Raw genomic sequence first — 16428 nt, forward strand, 5'->3', positions numbered from 1 at the left:
GCTTCTCTGAAACGGTAGCATTAAGCATATATACTAGTAGCGCGCAGTAAGTACGGATGCAGTAAGAGCGTTCCGTGAGCAGCGATGGTAGTGACTGTCCACTACGTGGGCTTCCACCCCCGCCTGATCCTCGAGGGCTTCGAGAGGGTCAGGCTGAGGCACCCGGTCGAGCGAGTGTACCTCCTCTACGACGGGAAGCCGGACAAGTACGGCGCCGTCTCGAGGTACAACGTGAAGAGGCTCGCAGAGGTGCTCTCGTTCTTCAAGCCCGTCCTCGTAAAGGTTAACCCGCTGAGCCAGGAGAGCATAGCCTCGCAGGTCTACCAGGTGTTGCTCCACGAGAAGAGGCTGGGCGCCTCGGAGGTGCTGATAGACGTTACCGACATGCCGCCGCTAATGGTCGCAGTCGTGTCGACGGTGGCGTTGATGTTCCCGAACTGCAGGCTTTACGCCGTGCAACCCGAGCAGATAGGCGCCTTCATACCGGACCCCGAGACCCCCGAGTTCGCCGACTTCATAAGAGCTAAGGACAACCTGACGGCCTCCGACCTGAAGACTGTCGATAGGCCCAGGGTGAGCCTAGAGGTTATCGACGACGGGGAGGGCGGGGAGGAAGCCCGCAGAGTCCTAGTAACGCTGTACGTGAAGGGCTCCGCCGACAGCATAACGACCCTGATACGCTGGGTTACGGGGCTACCGCCGGACAGGAAGCCCGACCCAACGCTCAAAGCGAGCTACAGCAGGCTAGTCTCGGAGCTGGAGGAGAGAGGCCTCGTCGTCAGGAGGCACGAGGGAAGGAATAGGAGCGTCGAGCTCACAGACCTCGGGAAGGCCATAGCGGAGGCATACCTGAAGCTCGGGGAAACCCCGTCCCCGAAGCTACCGCCGCTCCCAATGCCCAAGCCCGCGACAACCCTCGACCTCGCGTAGCCCCCTTTAAGCTTTAGCTCTCTCTACGTGCGCCGAGCGCTCGCTTTCAACTATGCGCTCCACATCTCCGACGTATCTTTCCACCTTCTCCAGCTCCTCGGCGACCTCGTCCGCCCCCAGCGCCCCCTCATGGTATCCCTGCACATGGAGGTAGTAGCCTCTCGCCCCGAATCTGTCCCTCAACCCGAGCCTAGCTATCTCCGGCTTCTCTCTTTCAAGCTTCCCCAAGAGCTCCCTCCTCTCCCTATAGCTCTCAGGCTTCCCGTAGCCAAGTGCAACCAGAAGAGCGTCTGTAGCTAAAACCACCGCCAGCCAACCCTTCTCGCACGCGTTCCTCAGTCTTAAGGGCTCACGGTCCTTCCTGTACTCGTCGACCTCTCTACGCGCCAGCTCAACGGCTTTCCATGCCTTGGTCAATGCTTCGCTAAAGCTCACTCCTCACACCTACCCTTTAGAACCGCCTGCCCTAGCAATAAAGCTTCTGTTCCCAAAGCGCCTAACCAATGAAGCATTGCTACGCGAAAACCCCTGAGCCATTGCAATCCTCCCTGCGCTACCCGGGCTCATGGTTGCGGGTTATTGCATATATACCGTTGATGGTGGGCTAGCGCTAGTGCTTATAGAGGCTAGGGTAGCCCTGCGCGGCTTGCTAGAACCACTGCCGCGGGTACCTCCAGTCCGAGCCTAGGTCCCTCTGGCCGACGTGGAAGACCTCCGGCATCATCCTCTTGTGCTGAGACCTCTTCACCATCTCCAGGATGCGCTTCACCACGCCGACCTCGACGCCCAGCTCCTCCGCGATCCTCTCCTCGGGCAACCACTTCTCGAACCTGAGGTAGAGCACTGAGTCTACGAGCTCGTACGGGGCTCCGAGCTCGCCCTCGGCTGTCTGGCCGGGCCAGAGCCTGGGGGAGCTTGGCTTCTCCACTATTCTCTCGGGGACTCCCAGGTACCTTGCCAGTTGCCTTACATGGGTCTTGTAGAGCCCTCCTATAGGCAGGACGTCCACTCCCCCGTCCCCGTACTTCGTGAAGTAGCCTAGCAGGAGCTCGCTCTTGTCGCCCGTGCCGATCACGAGCGCGTTGTGGGCGTAGGCCTTCTCGTGGAGTATTATCATCCTGATCCTCGCCATAACGTTCCCCCTCGCCACCCTGTCCATCTCCCCGAGGACCTCCTCGAAGCTCTTCAGGATCGGGTCCACGCTTATAACCTCCCAGTTGCCGTCCGGTAGCCCGAGCGCCTCTATTACGCGCAGAGCGTCTTCGACGTCCTCCTTGGGCGTCGCGAAGGAGGGGAGCACGTAGCAGTACGTGTTCTCGGGCCCCAGGGCCCGGGCCGTGAGGAAGGCTACCACCGCCGAGTCCACGCCCCCGCTAACTCCGACGACGCCTGCACGCTTGCCGGCGTACTCCCTGACGTACCACCTGAGCCTCCTCGCTATGTACTCGGCGACTCTCTCGGCGTTTATCGGGGGTAACACGTACCTCAATCCAGCTCACCTAGGACGACGTGTATATCGCGCCTGTGCCTCTTGAACGAGCTGAACCTCCTCGAAGCTCTCAGCCTGTACAGGTCCAGGTCTGCTACCAGCAGTTCCTCCTCCATCTTCTTCGCCCTTGCAACGACCTCGCCGTCGGGCGCCACGACCATGGATCCTCCCCAGAAGTACTCCTCGTCCTCCGGCCCCACCCTGTTTGCGAAGACAACGTAGCAAGCATTCTCCACAGCCCTGGTAACGGCTATGGCCTCCCACACCCTCTCTATGTTCGCCTCGCCCGACCCGTAGAGGCCCCTTATCGGCGAAGACGCGTGGATAAACACCACGTCCGCCCCCCTCCTCGCGGCGAGCTCCGCTGGCTCCGGGTGCCAGGCGTCCTCACAGATTATCGGGGCGACGCGCCACCCCCCGCACTCGAACACGCCTTCGCGGCTACAACTCCCCTCCCTGAAGTACCTGCTCTCCTCGAACAGCCCGTAGTCGGGCAGGTACAGCTTCGACACTACCCCCGCGACAGAGCCGTCCCTCACCACGGCCACGCTGTTCTCGTAGATCCCAGCGCGCGGCTCATGCACCAGGCCTACGAGCACGCAGAGCCCCCGCGAAGCCTCCGCGATCTCGCCCAGAGCCTCGCGCGCCGCGTCCGAAACCTCGTACGCCAGGTCCCTTAGCAGGTAGCCCGTGAGGGAGAGCTCCGGGAAGGCGAGGACCTCTACCCCCAGCTCCCTAGCCCTCTCAACGTACTCCAGGTGCTTTTCGAGGTTCCTCCTCACGTCCCCCAGCAACGAGTGTATCTGCGCAACCCCGACTCTCAACCGATCCCTCAACCAGGCCCCCTCCCCGCACGCCGCAAGCCTCCTGTTAAGCTTTACTATGAGAAAAAGCTTTTAGAAGCCAGGGGAGCTACGCGGCTTCCTCCGCTAGCCTCGGGGCAAGCCTGGCGTAGAGGACCGCCGCTACCGCGAAGAGCGCTAGCGAGAGTAGAACCGCGGCTACCGTCGGCAGGAGGTAGCCCGAGATGCTCCTACCGAAGACTGCCACCTCGGAGGTCGCGCTGAAGAGAATCGAGAAGGGGTTTACCTCTGCGAACGCCCTGAGGGGGTCTGGGAGCATCCACTTCGGCAGCCAAAAGCCGCCGGCAGCCATCGTGGGCCAGACGATGATGTTCGCCACCACGCTCGCCGACTCGGGCGACTTGAAGAACAGCCCAATGAGGAGCCCCGCGGAGAACGCGAGGAGCCCTGCGACCAGTACCAGGAGTAGCAGGAATAAGGCCTCTGCGCTTAAGATCTTCACAGCGAGCGAGCCGCCGTAGGCCACGAAGCCGAGGAGGCACGTCGGCACGGCCGATGCAGCCATGAGCGCGAGCCAGGAGATCGCCAGCCCGGCGAAGTACTCGCTGGGGGTCAGCTTCGTCGAGAGAAGCCTGCGCAGAAAGCCCCTCTTCGCCTCAGAAGCCACCGCGGCGGCGCCTCCCACGACGCCTTCGAACATGAAGCTCATGAAGACGACCGAGAGGGTCAGCCACCCGACAACCCTGGACCTCAGCTGTGCTCCCTCCTCGCCGGGAACGACGCCCACGACTCTGACCCCGGGGTTTAGGGCGGCTCTCCAGGCCCTCTCGACGACCTCCGCGGCGGCCGGGGCTAGCCCGGGAACCCTCGACGCCGTTGCGTTCACGAAGCGGGAAAGCTCCCCGAGGGCCTCGAAGTGAGCTACCTGGTAGAAGAAAGAGTAGAGGTAGGCGGCGACTAGCTCCTCCCTGGAGGGGTCCGGCGTCCCCCTCAACACGTACACGGTGACGTTAAGTGTCCCCCCGCTCCCGGGCTCCACCAGGACTACGGCGTCCAGGTAGCCCTTCTTCAGCGCGTTCATCGCCGAGCTGAGGTTGCCCCAGACAGTGGCATTTACGCTGAGCTTCAGGCTGGCGTTCCACGGGGCCTTCAAGTACTTCGCGGTTTCCTCGGCGTACGCGGCTACGGCCTCCGAGCCCGGAACCACGGCTACGTTAATGGACACAGCTCTCCCTTGGCCCGCCCCCGGCGCGAAGAGGAAGACGTAGAACGAGAGGAGCATTAGGGGGAAGGCGAAGCTCCAGAAAAGGGTGCTCTTGTCCCTGAGGAAGAGCTTCACGCTCCTAACGACCACCGCCGCCACTTTGCCCGCCTTCACTCCAGCCTCACCCCCGTCAAGAGGAAGTAGACGTCTCCCAGGCTAACCCGCCTCATCGACGCGGACACGACGCCAGCGCCCCCGATCGCCTCCACCTCGTCCAGGAGGTTGGGGCTGTTGCCGAGCACCGTTACCCTCGAACCCCCAGCCGGTATAGCCTCGTAGCCAAGCATCCTGACTCTCTCTAGGAGCTCCGCCCCCGGCTCCTCCCTTAGCTCTAGGTCCACCGCGTACTTGTAGCCAACCTTTCGCTTGAGATCCTCCTGGGAACCTGCCGCCACGACCTCACCGCCCCTCATGACCACGACCCTGTCTGCCAGCCGCTCCGCGTCCTCGAACAAGTGCGTCGCTAGGACTACAGTCTTGCCGGAGCGCCGCATCCCGTCCACGACGCCCCAGACCTCCCTCCTAGCGTTCGGGTCTAGCCCGGAGGTAGGCTCGTCTAGCAACAGTAAGTCGGGGTTCGACGCCAGGGCTAGGGCCAGGCTGGCCTTGCGCTTCATCCCGCCAGAGTACGTCGACACCCTCCTTTTGTAGAACCACTCGCCGAGCCCTAGTAGCCCGCTGAGCTCTTCAAGCCTCCTTTTAGCCTCCTTAGCGTCTACCTCCATGAGCGCGGCGTAGAACTCGTAGTTCTCGATGCCCGTGAGCTCGGCGTAGAGGCCGTAGTCCTGGGGCATGTAGCTAATTCTACCCCTAACACCCGCGTCCGAGTAAGGCTCTCCACCGTAGACGAGTAGCCTGCCGCGAGTAGGGCGCACGACGCCGGCCGCTATACCCATGAACGTGCTTTTACCCGACCCGTTCGGCCCCAGCAACGCGACGACCTCCCCCTCGCGAACCTCGATGCTTATACCCCTCAGCGCCTCTACCCTCCGCTCCCCGCTCCCGTATACCTTCCACAGGTCCTCCGCCACTAGGGCGAGCATCCAACCACCGGGGACCCGTTCTCGCGGAGCTATTTAAACCGGGGTTATACTCTTAAAAAGAGAGCCTGACCGACTAGCCTCGAGTCCGAGGGTCGAGCGGTAGTTCTCCTCGCCGGCGGGTTGAGAGTTGGTTTATAAGCTTCCACTGATCTTTAGTAGGTGGGTAGCGTGGGTCACGTATACGCGCCCGTAAAGCTTTACCACGGAGAAAAGTCGCTTGAAGTAAAGGCTCTCGTGGACACCGGCGCAACGACACTGGTTCTGCCCAGAAGCGTCGCAGAGGAGCTTGGCTTGCGCGTGCTGGGGAAGATGGATGTCGAGCTGGCGGATGGGACTGTTAAAAAGGTTGATTACAGCATCGTTGAGGTTGAGCTGAGCGGTAGGAGGGCTCCCGTCTTGGTAGCTATCGTCGAGAGAGGGGAGGTTTGCGTGGGAGTGGAGGCGTTGGAGAGACTAGGGCTTGCGGTTGACCCGGCTACTGGGAGTATTTACTCGACGAGGAGGTTTGTAACTAGGCTGTAACCCCCCGACGGTTCCCGTTTTGCTAGCGCTTGCGCGCGTCGCGGTAATTTAGACCTGAGGCTATACTTTTAAAAAGAGAGAGCGGAAGCTACTTAACCCCCCTGTATGGAAGCTCACACGTGAAGTCGAGCCTGCCTGGAGCGCTCTTCCAGCGCGTAGCCGACTGGCTGAGGCTCCTCAGGGCCGGGAACTGCGCGGTAGTATCGCTCGGAGCATACACGGGGTACGTGGCCGGGAGGGGTGGTAGCCTGCCTCAAGGAGTGCTCGTAGCCGCTTCTGCGGCGCTAGTCGCGGCTTGGGGGAACATAGTCAACGACTACTTCGACCTGGAGTCGGACGCTATAAGCAAGCCGTGGCGCCCGCTCCCGTCGCGCAGGATTTCGCCGGGCTCGGCTGTCTCGGCGTCGCTTCCCCTCCTAGCGGCTGGGCTGGCTCTGGGCTTCCTCGTCTCCCCTCTCTGCGGCTTCACTGCCGTGCTGGCCTCCGCGCTCCTCTTCCTCTACTCCTGGAGGGTCAAGGCCCTGGGTCTCCCGGGAAACGTGCTGATAGCCTTCCTCGCGGCCCTCAACGTGGTGTACGGCGCCTTGGCGTCCCCCGAGCCCTGGCGCTCCCTGCTACCCTCCGCCTACGCCTTCCTGATAATACTCGGGAGGGAGGTGCTTAAAGGCGTGGAGGACCTGGAGGGGGACGCCGCGAGGGGCGTGAAGACTGTGGCGTCGACGCTGGGGGCGAGGGCCGCGCTGAGGGTCTCCGCCGTGCTCCTCTTGGCGGTGGTGGCGCTGAGCCCCCTGCCGCTCCTGTCGGGCTACGGCGCTCTCTACGCTCTCTTCGCGTTCGGCGGCGTCGACGCGCCGATAGCGCTGGCGTTGCTCAAGGCGGGGCCCGAGCCGAGGAGGGCCTGGATCGCGACGAGGATACTCAAGGTCCCGTTGCTCATGGGGCTCCTCGCGTTCCTGGTGGGTGGGCTGGCTTGAAGCAGGAGACTCTCCGCGAGCTGAGGAGGAAGTCTATCCACGTTATACCGGGGGTCCTCGCGATACCCGTCGTCGTCTGGCTGGGCAACCCCATCGCCACGGCCATAGCGGCTTTCTTCTTCGCTCTCTACGCGGTCCACGAGGCTGTCCTGAGGCTCGGGCTACGCGTAGAGGTGCCCATAGCGTCCCACACCTTCAGGGTTATGGCTAGGAGGGAGGAGCTCGAAGGCGGCTACTTCACCGGGACCGTGTACTTTTGGTTCTCCACGCTGCTGATAGTAGCCCTCATGGAGCCCCACAGGGCGGCGGCATCAGTGATGGTGTCCAGCTTCGGCGACGCGGCAGCCGCCGTTGTAGGAAGGGAGGTGGGCGGGCCTAGGCTACCCTTCAACAGGAGGAAGACGCTCGCGGGCTCGGCTGCGATGTTCCTCGCCGCCTTCGCGTCGTGCCTCGTAGCCGGCGTACCGCTCTTCCCGTCGCTCGTAGCGTCGATCGTGTCCACGCTGGCAGAAGCCGCTACTACGAGCTCTACGCTGGACGAGCTAACGGTTCCCGCTGCGTCGGCGCTGACGCTCGGACTCCTAGCTTAGCCTCGGGCACCCCCGGGAAAAGCCGGAGAAAAAGGTGAAAGGTTTACTCTTTTAGTCCTCCCATCGTCAACCCGCTTCTGACGTAGTTCTGGGCCAGCAGGAACATCACTACGACGGGGAGGGCGAAGATCAGAGCGGCGGCCGCGAACTGGTTCCAGGACACGTTCCTGAGGTTGGTGAGCAACACGTAGATGTAGACGGTCAAGGGGTGGTTCTCCTGGTTGAGCAGCAGGTTCGCAAGTATGAGCTCCGTCCACCCCCCGATGAAGGAGAAGATTGCGACCGTCGCTATACCCGGTAGCGCCATCGGCACTAGGACCTGCCCTATGATCTGCGCGTAGCTCGCCCCGTCTACGAGGGCGGCTTCGTCGAAATCCGGGCTTATGGAGTCCAGGTACCCCTTGAGGAGCCACGTGTTGAACGGGACGCTCCCCGCCGCGTAGATCACCGGTAGCACGAAGATGTTGTTCACCAGGTTGAGCCTAACGAGCATGCCGTACAGGGCTACGAGCCCGGCTATCCCCAGTCCTCCCGCTACCTGCGTGAACATGAGGTAAGAGTAGAGTATGTGCCCCTTCCCGAAGAACTTGAGCCTCGAAAACGCGTAGGCGGACGGCACCACGAAGAGCAGGGTTAGAACCACCGTTAGGCTTGCGATTATCAGGCTCCTACTCATGTAGCCCCATATCTCTCCCCCGACCTTCGCCAGCCTTATGTAGCTGAAACTGGTAGTCTCAACGGTGCACTTCTCCGCCGAGATCCTCCCCCCGTCCTCCAGGTACAGCCTGGCGTTCTCCGCCTCGTAGACGCCCGGAGCCACCTCTCTGAACTTCGAGAGGTCGAGGGGCGCTCCGCCGGGACCACTGACCTTCACGACGATTTTCCTCGCTTCAACCGTCAGCCTTCTAGCCGCCGTTATCGTCTCCGCGGAGTCCGCGCCCACCTTCAGGTAGTCCCCGCCGACTATTATCGTGGCGTCCCTCTCACCTCTCTCCTGTCCTCCCCTCCTCTCCAGAATCTTAGCGTTGCTTAGAGTAAACTTCACGGGGTAGTCGCCGGCCACGACTCCGTCATACAGGTCGACCTCGTAGCGGTTCAGGGCATCCGATATCGTGGCGTTCTGGGCGCGGAGCGCGAAGCTCTTCACGTCCAGCGTCGCCTCGTAGTGACCCACGAGTATCTCTAGGTAGTTGTCGAGCGTAACCTTGCTCGGAATTACCTCGAGGCTCGTAGTGGCTAGGGTTCCAACGGGTTTAAGCGAGACCATGAACATGTAGTAAACGGGGAAGAGCAGTACGCCCATAACGACGAGCGCGAGCAGCGTCAGCACCGCGCTTTTGAAGAAGTCGCTCCTCCTAGCCTTCTGCTGCGCCCTCATTTCCTGGCACCCTCCTGGATCCTCGTTATCTTTACGTTCACGAACATGTACACCGCGAGGACGAGCGTTACTATCACGAGGATAGCGGCCGCCTTGCCGTACTCCGGAACCGCCGAGCCGAAAGCCTTCTTGTAGCCGTAGAGCAGCAGGAACCTGTCCTCGAACAGGCTCCCGTTGAAGAGGAACGGTACCAGGAAGTACTGGAAGCTCGCCGCGGAGGTCAGTATAGTCGCGAAGATTATCGGCTTGCTAACTATGGGGATAATGACCTTGGTGAGCCTCTGCCAGTAGCTCGCGCCGTCCACTATAGCGGCCTCGATCAGAGTGTAGGGTACCGACTGCAGGGCGGCCGTTATAACCGTCAGCATGAACGGGTACGCTAGCCACACCTCGATGATGTTGAGGGCTATAAAGCCCCACGTGATGTCCGTAGTCCAGTCAGGCGGGTTTGCGACTCCCAAAGCCCTCAGGACGCCGTTAACCGGCCCCACGACGGGGTCGAACATGAAGCGCCAGACCGTTATCGTGAAGAGAAGCGGCAGGGCCCAGGGGATTATCAAGAGGGACCTGTAGATAGCCCTCCCCCTAACGTACTTGCTGTTGTACAGAACGCTGAGGAAAATACCGGTTAAAACCTTCAGGGTCACGCTCGTAGCTACGAAGACCCATGTCCACAGGAACGCTGTCCTGAACTTCTCGTCGCTCAGAGCCCAGACGAAGTTCTCCAAGCCCACTATCCTTAGGGGCTCCGCGGTGGGGGCCTGGACGGGGAAGTTCCCGAGCTTCGCGTTGGTAAAAGCTATGAAGACCGAGTAGAAGATCGGGTAGACGTTGAAGAAGAGGAACGCCGCCATACCCGGTAGTATCAGTGTTAGAGCCGCAAGAGACTCTTTCTTCATCCCGGTAAACACCCGGCAGGTTTACAAAAAAGAATGGTTTTGAAAAATATTACTTCTTCAAGGCGGACAGAACCTCCTGCTGCGCGGCTGTCAGTGCGGCCTCTATGCTCTGCTTTCCGCCCATGATGTTCGTGATGGCAGTGTCCACGGGTCCCCAGACGGCCGCCATTTCGGGGCTCTTAGGCATCGGGATAGCGTTCTGGACGGCCTGCCCGAAGCCGTAGATCACGGGGTTGTTCTGTATCTCCGGGTCATTGAGGACCTCTTTGAGCACGGGGATATAGCCGTTGCGTATGGCGAACTGCTTGATGACGTTCGGATTCGTGGTCAACCACTCGAGGAACGTCCAGACCGCGGCCTTGTCCTTAACTCCCTTAGCTACGTAGACCAGCTTCACGCCGCCGTACGGGTGCGGCACGCTCGAGCTGTCTATCGGTGGCAACGGGGCTACGCCGAAGTTTATGCCAGCCTTCTTGACGTCGCCGATGCTCCAAGGACCGTTGATCATCATGGGGGCTTTGCCCTCGAGGAAGAGGCTTACCTGCGCGTTGTAGTCGCGGGTCTTAGCGACGTAGGGGTATACCTGCTCGAAGAAGAACTTGAAGCCCTTTATCGTCTCAGGCTTGTCCAGCCCGGGCTGCTTGGTCTTATCGTCGAAGTAGTAGCCTCCGAAGGCGTGCACCCACCCGGAGAGGAAGTAGGGGTCTATCGGCGTCGCAAGGCCGTACGTACCCTTGTCCGGGTTAGTGAACTTGGCCATTATGCTCTTCATCTCGTCGAAGGTCTTCGGCGGGTTAGGCACCAAGGCCTTGTTGTAGATCAGGGCGACCGTCTCGGCGGCGAGGGGCATCGCGTAGTAGTGCCCGCGGTACTCTATAGCGTTCTGCCCTATCGGGCTGAACTTGTTCAGCACGCTGGGAGTCACGTACTCGTCGATCGGCTCGAGGAGGCCGGCCTCTGCAAACTTACCTATCCAGTCGTGAGCCCATATGAAGAGGTCTGGGCCCTGCCCAGCCGGGATGGCCGTTTTGAGGGAGGTCTCGAGGTCCGCTTTCTGCTCAAGCTTCACGGTGATCTCCGGGTGTTGAACGTGGAAGTCCGCGATGACGTCTTCGAGCGTCTTAACTTCCTCTGGACCCATGGCGTGCCAGATAACGATCGTTACGTTCCGTTTAGGAGCGGAGGGTTTCTGCGTTAGTAGCATGGCGGCTACTCCCAGTACAACGAGGACTAGAACAACTGCTGCTACTATTGTCAGGGTCTTCTTAGAGGCTTGTTTTTGTTGTTTTTCCGTCATCGAGTATTACTCCTGCAAATTCCTACATTTATACTTTTCGCAATAATTAAACATACCTTTTAAAGAAAAAACTTACCCGTTAGCAGTGACGGACACTCTTCCTATCCCGTCCGAGGGAGTAGTGTAAGCATGGTTGCTTCCAGGCTCCCAGACCCCGGTACCGCCTAGCGGAGCCTTCAAGAACTTGAACTCTATGTACGTATTCGCCGGGACACTGGCGACGACGAACCAGTTAGGCCACGCTGGGCAAAGCATGGGTCCCACAGCCCTCGTAGTTGCGGGGCTCCAGTTGCTTAGCTCTGGGACGCTACCGGTTAGCCACAGGAACTCTCCAGGCACTGTCTCCAGGGTTGTTCCCTTGGTGTTCTGCACCTCGAATATAACGGGGATTTGTCTACCCGAGAGGTACTGGAAAGCTATCCCGTTCGACGTCGCCCCGTCGGCTCTTTTAACAATCACCGTTACGTGGTTGTCGTTGAGAGGAGTTGTTACCCCTGAGGGAACTATGAACTCTATGCTTTTATCACTCCAGTACGTAACTGTAGCGCTCCACGTGCTCTGCCCGTTCGTTATCAGGACTTGTCCCGGCTGGCTACCGAACCCTTCCCCGCTGATCACGACTACGTTCCCAGCCCTGCCCATCGTCGGGTCTATGGCTCCTACCCATGGACCGCTCGGTACTGCTTTGTACTGCCACACGGAAACGGAGCCGGGGGGCAAGGTTACCGAGAACTTACCGCCTACGACTTTGATGCTTGTCCCGTTGATAAGCCCTCCTAGATAGTCGCTGTACACCCCGTCGGGGAGGGAAGTGTAAACATTGGAAACGGCAACCGGGGAGTTTAGGTTCCGGTTTATGGCTACGAGGACCACGTTTCCGAAGAACTTTCTCTCAAAGATGTACACGTCGCTACTCACGTACCGCGTGGTTACCAAGCCGTAGGCTAGAGCGGTATTAGCGCGCCTTAACTGTGCCAAGGCTTTTATCAACTTGAACGCCGTGGTCGTAGTGTCCCAGGATGTCATCATAGGCCTGTTGTAAGGATCTCCCCCAACCTGCCCGAACTCGTTCGTTGCGTCGTAGTGTAGGTACTGCTCGTCCCCGTAGTATATCACCGGGATGCCGGGGGCGGTCATCACGAATGCTAGCACCTGGTGGAACCTCGTGATACTCTTGCTCAGCGAGAGGAACCTCGGCACGTCGTGGCTGTCTATAAAGTTAACCAGCTTGTTTTGCCACATAAAGTTACTCGTATACTTCTTGACCGCGTTGTCCAAGTCGTACATGGTCTTTGTGTCGTAGGCGAATACGTCTACTAGGACCTGCTGAAGCGGTATGTTGATAACGCTGATCCCGCTGTCGTTCGCGAACTTAACCATGTCCCAGTACATCTCGTCGTTAAAGCTTTGGTACCACTCTCCGAACATGAAGACGTTTTTTATCGCGTACACGTAGTCGGCGTACGTCTTCAGCCAGCCCGGCTCCACGTGTTTAACGGCGTCCAGCCGTATCCCCCCGATACCGGCCTTCAGGTACAAAGCCGTAGATTCCTTGAGGTATCTATCCACCCAAGGGTTCAGCTGGTTAAAGTCAGCCAGGTTGAACAGGTTCTTGTACCTAACCTCCCACCTGTCGTTCCAGTTCGTAATCCCCCCATTGTGGTTGTATATATTCGAGAGACTACGAGTTATTGGGTCAACCGTAGCGTATTTTGCATCCGTTGGATAGTCGGTGACGAACGTACCGTTATCGTATAGTGCTCCGTATTCGCCGGCATCGCTTGGGTTGCTGTGGTTTACAACGAAATCGATAATTACCGTGATGTTGTACTTCCTGGCTTCCTGTATGAGTTTGTAGAAAGTGCTCCAGGAACCGAAGTGTTCCTCTATTACTTTAAAGTCCTTAGGCCAATAGCCGTGATACCCTGCCTGCAGGCCGCTACTAGTGTTTATAGCGACGTCTATATTGTCGAAGACAGGCGATATCCATATAGCGGTAACTCCGAGTTCATAGAGGTACGGTAGTTTCGCTATTATACCATCGATATCGCCGCCCCAGTACAGCCTCCAGTTAGTCTTGGTGGGGTCGTAGAGACCCGGGCTTTTCGCAGGGTTGTTGTTCGACGTGTTCCCGTCGTAGAACCTATCGATGACGATTTGGTAGATAACCCACGTCTGGGGATCCCCCGTCGGGTAGGAGGGGCTGGGTCCCGCTGTTGCTTGAGAGGTCCCAATCAGTACTCCTAGTAGGAGAAGTATTGCCAAAATTGCGGCGATTTTTCTGCTTCTCACGGATTTGCTTCGAAAGTTTTTATTTATAAATTTTTCTGATCTAATTTAAATTATTAACGTGCGGGTAATTAGGGCCTCAGGGCTTCTTTTATGCTTGGTGGTTCCCGGCTCAGCAGGTTCTTGCCTTTCAGGATCGTTTCCTCGTATGTAGGCTTCTCCGCCTTGTAGAAGATGCCAATCGGTATTCTTCCGCTGTCGTCTACCCCGTAGTTCCACTCCTCGGCTTTCCTCATTGCCGCCTCGTAGCTCGTGTAGTCGTGGCCGGCTTCCTGGAGGTCGTAGACCCTGGCGTTGTAGTACTTGTACGTATCGAAGAACGTCACGCAGGGTTGGAGCACGTCTATCACCGCGAAACCCCTGTGCATAATAGCCTGCTTTATGAGTCCCTTTAAGTGGTCCGGTCTCGCCGAGTAGCCCCTAGCGACGAAAGAGGCGCCGCTAGCCAGGAGGAGCTTCACGGGGTTTAAGGGGTCTTCGACAGAGCCTTTGGGCGTCGACCTACCCGGGAAGCCTTTAGGAGACGTAGGTGTGTACTGACCTGTCGTTAGCCCGTAGACTCTGTTGTCGTGTACTATCACCTTTATCCCGATGTTCCTTTTAGCGGCAAATACTAGGTGTTCTAGCCCCTCTCCGTAGGCGTCTCCGTCGCCTACAAAGACTACTACCTGGAGCCTTGGGTTCGCGATTTTTATCCCCGTTGCTACGGTTATCGCTCTCCCGTGTAGCGACCGGAAGGAGTTGAGGTTTATGTAGTCTACAATCTTGTCGTGGCAACCTATACCGGCTACCACGACTATGTCCTCTCTATTCACTACCCCTTCGTTTATCAGCTCGGCGAACGCAGTTTTAGCCGCCCTCTCTATCCCGAAGTTCCCGCAACCGGGGCACCAGGTGTTCTTGGCGTACGTTCCCAAGTCTTTCAGGCTTACGAGGAGTTTCACGCCGCACCACCCCTCAGTAGGCGCTCCTCCAGTTCCTCTACGGAGAAAGGCCTGCCGTTGTACTTCAGTATCCTGCCGTCAACCCTGAAGCCGTTGTAGCTGAGCCACGTAGCCAGCTGGCCCGTAGAGTTCACTTCGACGCTTACGATCCTCCTCCCGGGATCTATAAGTTTCTTCAGCTCCCAGGTCGGGAGAGGGTACAGGCAGAGTGGTTGCACGACGTAGAGGCCGAGCCTCTCAGCTACCTCGACTACTACACCCTTCGTGGAGCCCCAGGTGACCAGGACGGTCTCGCTTCCCTCGTTGCCGTAAGTCTTTACACAAGGCTTTTCCCTCAGCTCCGACTCGATGGCCTTCATTTTCCTAAGCCTTTTCTCGTGGCCCCTGGCCACGAGAACCGGGTCTTCCGTCGTTAAGCCGTACTCGTCGTGCTCGTAGCTGTTAGCCTTCACGATAGCCCCCGGTGTTCCGGGGAAGGCCAGCGGGGAGACTCCGTCCTCGGTGAAGAGGTACCTCTTGTACTCCCCCGTACCGTCCCAAAGCTTCTCCTGCTCCACCTTGACTGAACCCTCGTCTACGATAGCCGTGTACACGCTCTCGCTGAGGTGCTTGTCGCTCAGCACGATTACGGGGACCTGGAACTTCCAGGCTAGGTTCATCGCCTCTCCAGATAGCTGGAAGGCTTCGTCCGCGTCGCCTGGGGCTAGGACCACCCTTGGAAACTCCCCGTGCCCGGCGAAAATCGCGAAGAACAGGTCGCCTTGCTCCGTATACGTCGGGACTCCGGTCGCCGGACCGGGCCTCTGGGCTAGGAAGATCACTACGGGTATCTCCGCCTGGCCGGCGAGGCTTAAGTGTTCAACCATCAAGGCGAAGCCCCCGCCAGACGTGCCCACCGCTACTCTCGCACCCGCGTAGGCCGCCCCCTCGGCTATGCCTATAACGGCGATCTCATTCTCCGGGTGGATCACCACGATCCCGAACTTGTCCTCGTTCGCGGCGAGGTAGTGCAGGATACTGGAGGACGGCGTCATAGGATATGCTACGTAGAGCTTCATCCCGGCCTTAACCGCTCCGAGAGACAGCGCCTCGTTACCAGTTACAAGGTAGCCCGGCGGGCTTCCGAGAACATCCAACTTGAACATACCCGCGTACTTCCCGGTCGACGCGTAACCCTCCCTCGCCAGCTCCAAGTTTTCTTCAACGTTCCTGCTGATAGCCCTTCGGACAACGCTTTCAACGAGCGAGAACTCTACTCCCAGCATTGACGCCAAAGCCCCTACAGCGACGCTGTTCCTCATAATTAGCGGAAGCCCCCTTCTCTTCGCCATCTCCGCCATCGGTATCCCCAGGCCCTCCGCCTTGACGCTACCCGAGTCGAACACTACGAGGGAACGTTCACCCAGCCTCCAGCTGTGCTTCTCCACGCTCTCCTGGTTCAGCGCCACTAAGATTTCTACCCTGTCTCTGTGGGCCTGCACCTTCCTACGGGAAGCCCGCACAATCGCGAAGTTGTGACCTCCCCTTATCAGGGACTGGTAATCGTCGTAGACAAAGGTCCAGTAGCCCATCTTGTTGAAGAGATTCGCTATAATCACGCCCGTCTGCCTGATGCCGTCTCCAGCTTGCCCTCCAATAAGCACCGATAGCTCTTCAACCATCGAACAGAGTTTCCAGAGGAATCTAATAAACTTTCCTTTTTAATAAATTTTGGTGAAACTATTCCCCAAATCTCTTTGAATAAACGAGCCAAAAAAGGCTCTATGACAACGGCATAGAAAAGTTAATCTAGCCTTTTGGGCGCCAACTAACCGCCGGTGGAAACATGCAAGAGAAAAAGTACAAGAAGTACAGGTGCACCGTGTGCGGCTATGTGTACTCTCCGGAGCTAGGAGACCCCGATTCCAACATACCTCCAGGAACACCTTTCGAGGAACTCCCGGAGAACTGGGTTTGCCCGGTCTGCGGCGCAACAAAGGATTTATTCGAGCCTGTGGAGTAGCTGC

General features: G+C 58.8%; 16 protein-coding genes. 5 read left to right on the forward strand and 11 right to left on the reverse strand.

Features of this window, described 5'->3' with window-relative positions:
* The first annotated feature begins 84 nt into the window (after positions 1-84).
* Positions 85-930: a DUF6293 family protein gene (locus tag TPEN_RS07390; RefSeq protein ID WP_011753104.1), complete on the forward strand. Its 846-nt coding sequence runs from the start codon at positions 85-87 to the stop codon at positions 928-930.
* Between the two features lie 6 nt (positions 931-936).
* Here the strand turns inward: TPEN_RS07390 and TPEN_RS07395 are convergent, their stop codons facing one another.
* The 5 genes from TPEN_RS07395 to TPEN_RS07415 all read right to left on the reverse strand — a co-directional run bounded on the left by TPEN_RS07395 (position 937) and on the right by TPEN_RS07415 (position 5529).
* Positions 937-1365, reverse strand: coding sequence for a PaREP1 family protein (locus TPEN_RS07395; protein WP_011753105.1), 429 nt, complete (start codon positions 1363-1365; stop codon positions 937-939).
* Between the two features lie 214 nt (positions 1366-1579).
* Entirely contained in the window at positions 1580-2419 is an 840-nt protein-coding gene (locus tag TPEN_RS07400) for an NAD+ synthase (protein WP_011753106.1), read from the reverse strand.
* Entirely contained in the window at positions 2416-3255 is an 840-nt protein-coding gene (locus tag TPEN_RS07405; protein ID WP_011753107.1) for a nitrilase-related carbon-nitrogen hydrolase, read from the reverse strand. Before TPEN_RS07405 ends, TPEN_RS07400 begins: the two co-directional genes overlap by 4 nt.
* Positions 3256-3331: 76 nt before the next feature.
* A complete protein-coding gene (locus tag TPEN_RS07410; protein WP_011753108.1) occupies positions 3332-4600 on the reverse strand; it encodes an ABC transporter permease in 1269 nt (422 codons plus the stop codon).
* On the reverse strand, positions 4597-5529 hold the full coding sequence (locus TPEN_RS07415; protein WP_011753109.1) for an ABC transporter ATP-binding protein: 933 nt from the start codon (positions 5527-5529) through the stop codon (positions 4597-4599). Before TPEN_RS07415 ends, TPEN_RS07410 begins: the two co-directional genes overlap by 4 nt.
* Before the next feature lie 159 nt (positions 5530-5688).
* On the opposite strand from TPEN_RS07415, the gene TPEN_RS07420 reads away from it, so the two are divergent.
* The 3 genes from TPEN_RS07420 (at position 5689) to TPEN_RS07430 (ending at position 7615) form a co-directional block, all read left to right on the forward strand.
* Positions 5689-6051: a clan AA aspartic protease gene (locus TPEN_RS07420; RefSeq protein ID WP_052885289.1), complete on the forward strand. Its 363-nt coding sequence runs from the start codon at positions 5689-5691 to the stop codon at positions 6049-6051.
* A gap of 119 nt (positions 6052-6170) precedes the next feature.
* Positions 6171-7025 (forward strand): geranylgeranylglycerol-phosphate geranylgeranyltransferase, encoded by an 855-nt coding sequence (locus TPEN_RS07425; RefSeq protein WP_011753111.1) that lies wholly within the window; start codon positions 6171-6173, stop codon positions 7023-7025.
* A complete protein-coding gene (locus tag TPEN_RS07430) occupies positions 7022-7615 on the forward strand; it encodes a diacylglycerol/polyprenol kinase family protein (protein ID WP_011753112.1) in 594 nt (197 codons plus the stop codon). The genes TPEN_RS07425 and TPEN_RS07430 overlap by 4 nt, the downstream gene beginning before the upstream one ends.
* 43 nt (positions 7616-7658) lie before the next feature.
* Here the strand turns inward: TPEN_RS07430 and TPEN_RS07435 are convergent, their stop codons facing one another.
* The 6 genes from TPEN_RS07435 to TPEN_RS07460 all read right to left on the reverse strand — a co-directional run bounded on the left by TPEN_RS07435 (position 7659) and on the right by TPEN_RS07460 (position 16083).
* A complete protein-coding gene (locus tag TPEN_RS07435) occupies positions 7659-8993 on the reverse strand; it encodes an ABC transporter permease subunit (protein ID WP_011753113.1) in 1335 nt (444 codons plus the stop codon).
* A complete protein-coding gene (locus tag TPEN_RS07440) occupies positions 8990-9892 on the reverse strand; it encodes a carbohydrate ABC transporter permease (protein ID WP_011753114.1) in 903 nt (300 codons plus the stop codon). The genes TPEN_RS07435 and TPEN_RS07440 overlap by 4 nt, the downstream gene beginning before the upstream one ends.
* 49 nt (positions 9893-9941) lie before the next feature.
* Complete coding sequence (locus TPEN_RS07445) at positions 9942-11189, reverse strand: extracellular solute-binding protein (RefSeq protein WP_011753115.1); 1248 nt, start codon at positions 11187-11189, stop codon at positions 9942-9944.
* A 72-nt stretch (positions 11190-11261) separates the two neighbouring features.
* Entirely contained in the window at positions 11262-13481 is a 2220-nt protein-coding gene (locus TPEN_RS07450; RefSeq protein WP_011753116.1) for an alpha-amylase family glycosyl hydrolase, read from the reverse strand.
* 68 nt (positions 13482-13549) lie between these two features.
* The gene (locus TPEN_RS07455; protein ID WP_011753117.1) at positions 13550-14422 is read right to left on the reverse strand and encodes a thiamine pyrophosphate-dependent enzyme; all 873 of its coding nucleotides are present in this window, start codon (positions 14420-14422) and stop codon (positions 13550-13552) included.
* Positions 14419-16083: a 2-oxoacid:acceptor oxidoreductase subunit alpha gene (locus tag TPEN_RS07460; protein WP_011753118.1), complete on the reverse strand. Its 1665-nt coding sequence runs from the start codon at positions 16081-16083 to the stop codon at positions 14419-14421. Before TPEN_RS07460 ends, TPEN_RS07455 begins: the two co-directional genes overlap by 4 nt.
* A 164-nt stretch (positions 16084-16247) precedes the next feature.
* Here TPEN_RS07460 and rd point away from each other — a divergent pair, with 164 nt between their 5' ends.
* Positions 16248-16424 carry a rubredoxin gene (gene rd / locus TPEN_RS07465; RefSeq protein ID WP_011753119.1) on the forward strand — a complete coding sequence of 59 codons (177 nt, stop codon included), beginning with the start codon at positions 16248-16250 and terminating at the stop codon, positions 16422-16424.
* Positions 16425-16428: the final 4 nt, after the last annotated feature.

Source organism: Thermofilum pendens Hrk 5 (assembly GCF_000015225.1).
GTDB lineage: Archaea > Thermoproteota > Thermoprotei > Thermofilales > Thermofilaceae > Thermofilum > Thermofilum pendens.

Coding starts and splice junctions, on each gene's coding strand:
- TPEN_RS07435 (WP_011753113.1), bottom strand. CDS start 8,993: ATGAGGGCGCAGCAGAAGGCTAGGAGGAGCGACTTCTTCAAAAGCGCG.
- TPEN_RS07440 (WP_011753114.1), bottom strand. CDS start 9,892: ATGAAGAAAGAGTCTCTTGCGGCTCTAACACTGATACTACCGGGTATG.
- TPEN_RS07415 (WP_011753109.1), bottom strand. CDS start 5,529: ATGCTCGCCCTAGTGGCGGAGGACCTGTGGAAGGTATACGGGAGCGGG.
- TPEN_RS07390 (WP_011753104.1), top strand. CDS start 85: ATGGTAGTGACTGTCCACTACGTGGGCTTCCACCCCCGCCTGATCCTC.
- TPEN_RS07445 (WP_011753115.1), bottom strand. CDS start 11,189: ATGACGGAAAAACAACAAAAACAAGCCTCTAAGAAGACCCTGACAATA.
- rd (WP_011753119.1), top strand. CDS start 16,248: ATGCAAGAGAAAAAGTACAAGAAGTACAGGTGCACCGTGTGCGGCTAT.
- TPEN_RS07460 (WP_011753118.1), bottom strand. CDS start 16,083: ATGGTTGAAGAGCTATCGGTGCTTATTGGAGGGCAAGCTGGAGACGGC.